This is a genomic window from Duganella callida, assembly GCF_004614165.1.
GTDB lineage: Bacteria > Pseudomonadota > Gammaproteobacteria > Burkholderiales > Burkholderiaceae_D > Rugamonas > Rugamonas callida.
This window is the reverse complement of record NZ_SPVG01000215.1, coordinates 1-7,284: the sequence shown is the minus strand read 5'-3', so window position 1 is coordinate 7,284 and position 7,284 is coordinate 1. Positions and strand designations below refer to the sequence as shown.

The following is a 7,284-nucleotide window of genomic DNA, read 5'->3' as shown; positions in this document are numbered from 1 at the left end:
AGCTGCAGCAGAGCGGCGACGACGGCCTGCGCTTCAGCATCGCCGCGCCGCTGGCGGCCGAGGCCGACGCGCTGCCGCCGTCGCCGCAGTTCGACTGGCCGGAGCCGTTCGGCAGCGGCTGCGCGATCCTGCTGCTGGAACCGCACCAGCCGATGCAGGATTATCTGAGCGAGATCCTGGAAAGCGCGGAATTCGATGTGCAGTACGAGCCGGACGCGCGCGAGCCCAACCTGATCCTGTGCGCCGACGAAAGCGTGTGGGATCTCTGGCCGCGCGCGGAGGCGCCGCCGGTGCTGCTGCATGCCATGCTGCCGCCGCGGCGGCCGGACGATTTCAGCGAGGTGTTGTACAAGCCGGCGCCGCCGGCCATGCTGTTGGCGGCGCTGCGCCGGCGTTTGCAGATCAGGCTGGAAGACGGGCGCCGCTGACGCGTTCGATGCCGGCCAGGTCGCGCCAGCTTTGCACCTCGACGTAGCCGCCGGCGGCCAGCAGCGCGCGCACGGCGGCCGCCTGGTCGTAGCCGTGTTCCAGCAGCAGCCAGCCGCGCGGCTGCAGATGGGCCGGCGCGCCGGCAATGATGCGGCGCAGCGCCGACAGGCCGTCGGCGTGGTCGGTCAGCGCGTTGACCGGTTCGTAGCGCAGGTCGCCTTCGGCCAGGTGGCGGTCGCCGCTGGCGATGTAGGGCGGGTTGGCGGCGATCACGTCGAACGGCGCGGCGCCGTGCAGCGCGCCGTACCAGTCGCTGTGCAGGAAGGTGACCAGCACATTGTTGGCCTGGGCATTGCGGCTGGCCACGGCCAGCGCGTCGGCGCTGACGTCGAGCGCGGTGACGGCGGCGTCGCGCCGGCTGTGCGCCACCGCCACCGCGATGGCGCCGCTGCCGGTGCCCATGTCCAGCACGCGGCCCTGTGGCGGCGTGCGCTCGATGGTCAGTTCGACCAGCAGTTCGGTGTCGGGACGCGGGATCAGCACGGCGCCGCTGACTTCGAACGGCAGGCCGTAGAATTCGCGCTGGCCGACCAGGTAGGCCACCGGCTCGCCGGCCAGGCGCCGTTGCACCAGCAGGCTGAAGCGCTGTGCCTCTTGCTCCGTCAGCGCGCGTTCCGACTGGGTGATCAGGCCGACGCGGTTGAGCCGCAGCGCGTGGCACAGCAGCACGCGGTTGTCCAGCGCGTCGAGCAGCGATTGCACTTGCAGCGCGCCGACGCTGACGCCGGCGCGGATGGCGCTCAGATCGTCGATCATGGGTCAGCGCGCGCGGCGGATCAGCAGCCAGCCCAGCGCCAGGGTGAACAGGCCGAAGCCGAGGAACGACCACTGCGGGATCGACAGGCCGAACCACGGCGCCAGCGCGTCTTCGCACAGGCCGTCGGCCCGGAACAGGAAGGGCAGATAGGTGGCGGTGGGGATCTTGTTGAGGAAAGTTTCCATCGGGTCGATGCCGCACGACAGGCCCGGGTGGGCCAGCACCCACAGGTGCTTGCCGGCCGTGCCCAGGCCGCCCAGCGCGGCCAGCAGGCCGAGGCCGGTCCAGAGCTTGGGCTGGCGCGTGTAGGCGCCGATCAGGGCGACGATGCCGATGGCGATGAACAGGTAGCGCTGGATCACGCACAGCGGGCAAGGCAGCATGTCCAGGCCGTGCTGCAGGTACAGGGCGACGCCGATCATGCCGAACGCGGCGAGGGCGATGGACAGCAGCAGGGAACGGGTATGGATCATCATGGGGTCAGGGCCGGTGGCGGAAGAATAATCGGGCAATTTTCGCACAATCTTGCTATTTTCACCTTAGCGCCATCTTAATCATCGGCCAGCGCCGCCAGCTGTTCGGCCTGGTGCTCGGCCACCAGCGCGGTGACCAGTTCGTTCAGGTCGCCGTCCATGATGAAGTCCAGCTTGTACAGGGTGAGGTTGATGCGGTGGTCGGTCATGCGCCCCTGCGGGTAATTGTAGGTGCGGATGCGCTCGCTGCGGTCGCCGGAACCGATCAGGCTCTTGCGGGTGGCCGCCTCCTTGGCCTGGGCTTCGCGCAGCTGCACGTCCTTGATGCGGGTGGCCAGCACCTTCATGGCCTGGGCCTTGTTCTTGTGCTGCGAGCGGTCGTCCTGGCACTCGACCACGATGCCGGTCGGCAGGTGGGTGATGCGCACCGCCGAATCGGTCTTGTTGATGTGCTGGCCGCCGGCGCCCGAGGCGCGGAAGGTGTCGATGCGCAGTTCGGACGGGTTGATGTTGACGTCTTCGACCTCGTCCGCCTCCGGCATCACCGCCACCGTGCAGGCCGAGGTGTGGATGCGGCCCTGGGTCTCGGTGGCCGGCACGCGCTGCACGCGGTGGCCGCCCGATTCGAATTTCAGCTTCGAGTAGACGCCGTTGCCGACCAGGCGCACGATCACTTCGCGGTAGCCGCCCAGGTCGGAATCGGACGAGGAGACGATCTCGACCTGCCAGCGGTTGCGCTCGGCAAAGCGGGTGTACATGCGCAGCAGGTCGCCGGCGAACAGCGCCGACTCGTCGCCGCCGGTGCCGGCGCGGATTTCCAGGAACACGTTGCGCTCGTCGTTGGCGTCCTTGGGCAGCAGCATCTTCTGCAGCTCGACGTCGAGCGCGGCGGTGCGCTCCCTGGCGGCGGCGATTTCCTCCTGCGCGAACTCCTTCATGTCGGGATCGGCCAGCATTTCTTCGGCGGCGGCGATGTCGGCCAGCGCTTGCTGGTAGGACTGGTAGACCGCCACCAGCGGGCCGAGCTCGGCGTGCTCGCGGTTCATCTTGCGGTAGGCGTCCATGTTGTTGGTGGCGCCTTCGGACATCAGCAATTCATCGAGTTCGACCAGACGGTTTGCCAGTTGGTCGAGCTTGGCCAGCATGGATGGTTTCATAGCGTGTTCGGTGAGAGGTGGTGCGGGCCGCGGCGGCGCGGCGGGGAGGTGGTGCGGAGCGGCGCGCTAACGGCGGCCGCGGAACATCTGCGGCAGCAGTTCGGCCAGCTGGGCGCGTTCCTCGCCCTGGGCACGGTGCAGCGCCTGCTGCGGGCCGTGCATGAACTTGGCGGTCAGGCCCTTGGACAGCGCTTCCAGCACGGCGTCGACGTCGGCGCCCTTGGCCAGCATCCTGCGCGCGCGGTCCAGTTCGGCCTGGCGCAGCGCTTCGCCGTTTTCCTGCAGGTGCTGGATCACCGGCACCACGGCGCGGTCGTCGATCCAGTGCATGAACGACTGCACCCGGGTTTCGATGATGGCCTCGGCCTGGGCCACGGCGGCCTGGCGGTTTTCCAGCCCGGTCTGGACCACCTTGCCGAGGTCGTCGACGGTGTACAGGAAGGCGTCGTTGAGGCGCGCCACTTCCGGCTCGATGTCGCGCGGCACGGCCAGGTCGACCATGAACATGGGCTTGTGGCGGCGCGCCTTGATCGCGCGCTCCACCATGCCCAGGCCGATCAGCGGCAGCGACGAGGCGGTGCAGGAGATCACGATGTCGTAGCGGTGCAGCTGGTCCTGCAGGTCGGCCAGGCGGATGGCGCGGCCGCCGAAGCGGTGCGCCAGCACTTCGCCGCGCTCCAGCGTGCGGTTGGCGATGGTGATCGATTGCGGGTTTTGCGCGGCGAAGTGGGTGGCGCACAGTTCGATCATCTCGCCGGCGCCGATGAACAGCACGTTCTGCGCCGAGATCTTGTCGAAGATGCGCTGCGACAGGCGCACGGCGGCGGCCGCCATCGACACGCTGTGGGCGCCGATCTCGGTGGTGCTGCGCACTTCCTTGGCGACCGAGAACGAGCGCTGGAACAGCTGGTGCAGATAGGTGCCGAGGCCGCCCGCCTCGTCGGCGGTGCGGATCGCGTCCTTGATCTGGCCGAGGATCTGGGTTTCGCCCAGTACCATGGAATCGAGGCCGGAGGCGACGCGGAAGGTGTGGCGCACGGCGTCGTGCTGCGGCAGCATGTACAGGTGCGGGCGCAGTTCGGCATAGTTGAGCCGGTGGAAATCGGCGAGGAAATGGGCGCCGGCGTCGAGCGGGTCGGGCGCGGTGCTGGCCGCGTACAGTTCGGTGCGGTTGCAGGTCGACAGGATGGCTGCCTCGTCGCCGCCGCGCGAATCGGTGCGCGCGAACCACGAGCGCGCCGCCACCACCGCCTGCCCCAGCTGGTCAGGCGCGAACGCCAGCTGCTCGCGGAGCGAGACCGGGGCGGTGTTGTGGTTGAGGCCGACGGCAAGCAGCTGCATTTCGGGTCCAGGCGGTCAGTGGGCGGTCTATATGCGGCCATTATAGCGCGGGTGGCCGGATGTTGCCCGGTGGACTGCCTAAATGGAGAGCAGTTCCCTGCCCGACATCATGCGCCGAGTTTTTCCAGGCGGTAACCGTAGCTGTACACGGGCACCAGGCGGAAGCCGTTTTCCGGTTTCAAATGCAGTTTGTTGCGCACGCGCGAGACGTGGGTGTCCATGGTGCGCGACGGGATGGCGGTTTCGCGTATCCAGACCGCCTCGTGGATGTAGGCGCGCGACAGCGGCCGGCCGATATTGCGGAAAAACAACAAGGCCAGGTAGAACTCCTTGTGGGTGACGTCCAGCACGATGCCGTCCATCAGCAGGCGGCCGGGGCGGGTTTCGAACACATATTGGCCAAACTGCAATTGTTCCGCGCCATTCTGGGTCGGGTAGGCGCGGCGCAACAAGGCTTGCACGCGAGCCACCATTTCGCTGCGGCGCAGCGGCTTGATCATGTAATCGTCGGCGCCCGCCGCCAGGCCGGCGACGATGTCGTCCTCGCCCGAACTGGTGGTGAGGAACAGCACCGGGGCGTTGTCGGGCAGCTTTTCGCGCGCGCGGCGCAGCACCTCGGCACCGCCCAGGTCGACCACCTGCCAGTCGAGGATCAGCATGTCGTAGCTGTCCTTGCGCAACTGCGCCAGCAAGTCTTTGGAAGTCTGGAAGCTGTGGCAGATGTGACCTGCCGAGGTCAACACCTGGCAGATCAGGTCGGCCTGGCTGCGGTCATTATCAAGTACGGCGATTCTCATACTACTGCCTGTAGGAAAATGTTAAGAACAACTCACGGTAAATATAACAGAGATTGACAATTCAGTTAGCAAAAAGGCTAAATATTTTTCTTTAAGGTATATGAATTATTCTAGCGGCAATACCAATTTCACCGTGCGCCCGCCGGGATTGATTACACGGTACACTGGAAAAACGCCGAGTTCAATGCAGAAGTTGAAAAGTGGAAAGAACGCCCAGTAGGGGCGAGGAGTGCTCATGAGCAGCAAAAAAGACACACATTGGACCCTGGTGCCCGCCTCGGAAAACGACATTGCCGCAGTGCGCGAGCGGTGCCGGCAGCTGGTGCGGCGGCGCGCCATGATGTCGGCCGGCGTGGCCGCGGTGCCGGTTCCGGGCCTTGATATAGTTTCAGATTTGCGTCTGTTCGCGTTGTTAATTGACGATATCAATCAGGAATTCGGTCTGTCCCAGCAGCAAATCGAGCGGCTGAAACCGAAATTCCGCGTGCTGGCTTATGAGGCGGCGATCAGCGTCGGTGGCATGCTGGTGGGAAAGGTGATGACGCGCGAAGTGGTGTTGCAAGTCTTGAAACGCACGGGGTTCAAGGCGGTCGCGAAACAAGCTGGCAAGTTCGTGCCGCTGGCCGGGCAGCTGGCGTCGGCCGGCATCGGCTTTTTGGCGTTCCGCCAGATCGGCTACCAGCATGTCGACGCCTGCGCCAAGGTGGCGCAGGAGTTGCTGGTGGCCGGGGTGCACCAGAGCGCTTAGGCGTCCGGCAGCACCACGTTGACGTCGAGCACTTCCAGGTTGCCCTGGCGGTCGAGCGAGATCTTGATGTCGTCGGCGTTGACCTTGGTGTACTTGGAGATCACCTCGATCAGTTCCTTGTGCAGCGCCGGCAGGAAGTCGGGGCCGGCGCGGCCGCTGCGCTCGCGCGCGATGATGATCTGCAGGCGCTCCTTGGCCGCGGTGGCGGTCTTGGGCTTGGGCGGAAACAGGAAGGACAGCAGGGCCATGGTTACTTGCTCCCAAAGATACGCTGCAACAGGCCCGGCTTCTCGTAGTTGGTGAAGCGCAGCGGCACGTCCTGGCCGAGGAAGCGCGTCACCACGTCCTCGTAGGCTTGCGCCACATCGGTGCCCTTGAAATGGATAGCCGGGTTACCCTGGTTCGAAGCATGCAGCACCTGTTCCGATTCGGGGATGATGCCGATCAGCGGGATGCGCAGAATTTCCTGCACGTCGCCATACGACAGCATTTCGTCCTGTTCCACGCGCTTGGGCGAGTAACGGGTGATCAGCAGGTGTTCCTTGACCGGCTCGCCGCCGGTCTGGGCGCGGCGCGACTTGGCCTGGATGATGCCGAGGATGCGGTCGGAATCGCGCACCGACGACACTTCCGGGTTGGTGACGATGATGGCCTCGTCGGCAAAGGTCAGCGCCATCAGCGCGCCGTGCTCGATGCCGGCCGGCGAGTCGCAGATGATGAACTCGAAGCCCATGTTGATCATCTCGTGCAGGACTTCCTCCACGCCGTCCTCCGACAGCGCATCCTTGTCGCGCGTCTGCGAGGCTGGCAGGATGAACAGGTTGTCGCAGTGCTTGTCCTTGATCAGCGCCTGGGTCAGGGTCGCTTCCTTGTTGATCACGTTGATCAGGTCGTACACCACGCGGCGTTCGCAGCCCATGATCAGGTCGAGGTTGCGCAGGCCGACGTCGAAGTCGATCACCGCGGTCTTGTGCCCGCGCAGGGCCAGGCCGGTGGAGAAGCTGGCGCTGGTGGTGGTCTTGCCCACCCCGCCCTTGCCGGACGTCACAACAATAATTCTCGCCACAAATTAATCCTTCACTGGTAAAGTTTTTTCAAGCGCGGGTTGCAGAATTGACAGATAGTATATCGATTCGGTCGCCAACCAAGCGGATTTGCGCGGGCGCGCGTGCGTACTCCGCCGGGAAGCCGTCTTCGAAGGTGCGGTACACGCCGGCGATCGAGACCAGCTCCGGCGCCATGTTCATGGCAAAAATCCGCGCCTGGCTGTTGCCCGAGGCGCCGGCCAGCGCACGGCCGTTGAGCGTGGCGTAGACGTGGATGCTGCCGTCGGCGATGATTTCCGCGCCGTTGTTGACCACGGCCGTCACCACCAGGTCGCAGCCGCGCGCGTAAATGCGCTGGCCGGCGCGCACCGGGGTGTCGATGATCATCACTTCGGTGCCGTTGGCGTGGCCCTCGACCGGCTGGGCCTGGGCGGCGGCCACCGCCACCGGGGTCGGCGCCGGCGCCGCTGCCGGGC

General features: G+C 65.9%; 10 protein-coding genes. 2 read left to right on the top strand and 8 right to left on the bottom strand.

Features of this window, described 5'->3' with window-relative positions; translation table 11 throughout:
- Positions 1-428: hypothetical protein (locus E4L98_RS30140; RefSeq protein ID WP_167761412.1), on the top strand; the 428-nt coding region annotated here is incomplete at its 5' end.
- Here E4L98_RS30140 and prmC read toward each other — a convergent pair.
- The 5 genes from prmC to E4L98_RS22005 all read right to left on the bottom strand — a co-directional run bounded on the left by prmC (position 403) and on the right by E4L98_RS22005 (position 5,014).
- Complete coding sequence (gene prmC / locus E4L98_RS22025) at positions 403-1,245, bottom strand: peptide chain release factor N(5)-glutamine methyltransferase (RefSeq protein WP_205746804.1); 843 nt, start codon at positions 1,243-1,245, stop codon at positions 403-405. The genes E4L98_RS30140 and prmC overlap by 26 nt on opposite strands.
- A gap of 3 nt (positions 1,246-1,248) precedes the next feature.
- On the bottom strand, positions 1,249-1,719 hold the full coding sequence (locus E4L98_RS22020) for a disulfide bond formation protein B (RefSeq protein WP_135203689.1): 471 nt from the start codon (positions 1,717-1,719) through the stop codon (positions 1,249-1,251).
- A 77-nt stretch (positions 1,720-1,796) separates the two neighbouring features.
- Positions 1,797-2,876 (bottom strand): peptide chain release factor 1, encoded by a 1,080-nt coding sequence (gene prfA / locus E4L98_RS22015; protein ID WP_135203687.1) that lies wholly within the window; start codon positions 2,874-2,876, stop codon positions 1,797-1,799.
- 66 nt (positions 2,877-2,942) lie between these two features.
- On the bottom strand, positions 2,943-4,217 hold the full coding sequence (gene hemA, locus E4L98_RS22010) for a glutamyl-tRNA reductase (RefSeq protein ID WP_135203686.1): 1,275 nt from the start codon (positions 4,215-4,217) through the stop codon (positions 2,943-2,945).
- A 107-nt stretch (positions 4,218-4,324) separates the two neighbouring features.
- A complete protein-coding gene (locus tag E4L98_RS22005) occupies positions 4,325-5,014 on the bottom strand; it encodes a response regulator transcription factor (protein ID WP_135203685.1) in 690 nt (229 codons plus the stop codon).
- A 235-nt stretch (positions 5,015-5,249) separates the two neighbouring features.
- Here E4L98_RS22005 and E4L98_RS22000 point away from each other — a divergent pair, with 235 nt between their 5' ends.
- Positions 5,250-5,762 (top strand): hypothetical protein, encoded by a 513-nt coding sequence (locus E4L98_RS22000; protein WP_135203684.1) that lies wholly within the window; start codon positions 5,250-5,252, stop codon positions 5,760-5,762.
- Here the strand turns inward: E4L98_RS22000 and minE are convergent.
- The 3 genes from minE to minC form a co-directional block, all read right to left on the bottom strand.
- Positions 5,759-6,010, bottom strand: coding sequence for a cell division topological specificity factor MinE (gene minE, locus E4L98_RS21995; protein ID WP_072782712.1), 252 nt, complete (start codon positions 6,008-6,010; stop codon positions 5,759-5,761). The two genes, E4L98_RS22000 and minE, sit on opposite strands and share 4 nt — an antisense overlap.
- Positions 6,011-6,012: 2 nt before the next feature.
- Positions 6,013-6,828 (bottom strand): septum site-determining protein MinD, encoded by an 816-nt coding sequence (gene minD / locus E4L98_RS21990; protein ID WP_135203683.1) that lies wholly within the window; start codon positions 6,826-6,828, stop codon positions 6,013-6,015.
- A gap of 28 nt (positions 6,829-6,856) precedes the next feature.
- Positions 6,857-7,284, bottom strand: a 428-nt coding sequence (gene minC, locus E4L98_RS21985) for a septum site-determining protein MinC (protein ID WP_229257509.1), incomplete at its 5' end; no start/stop codon positions are given.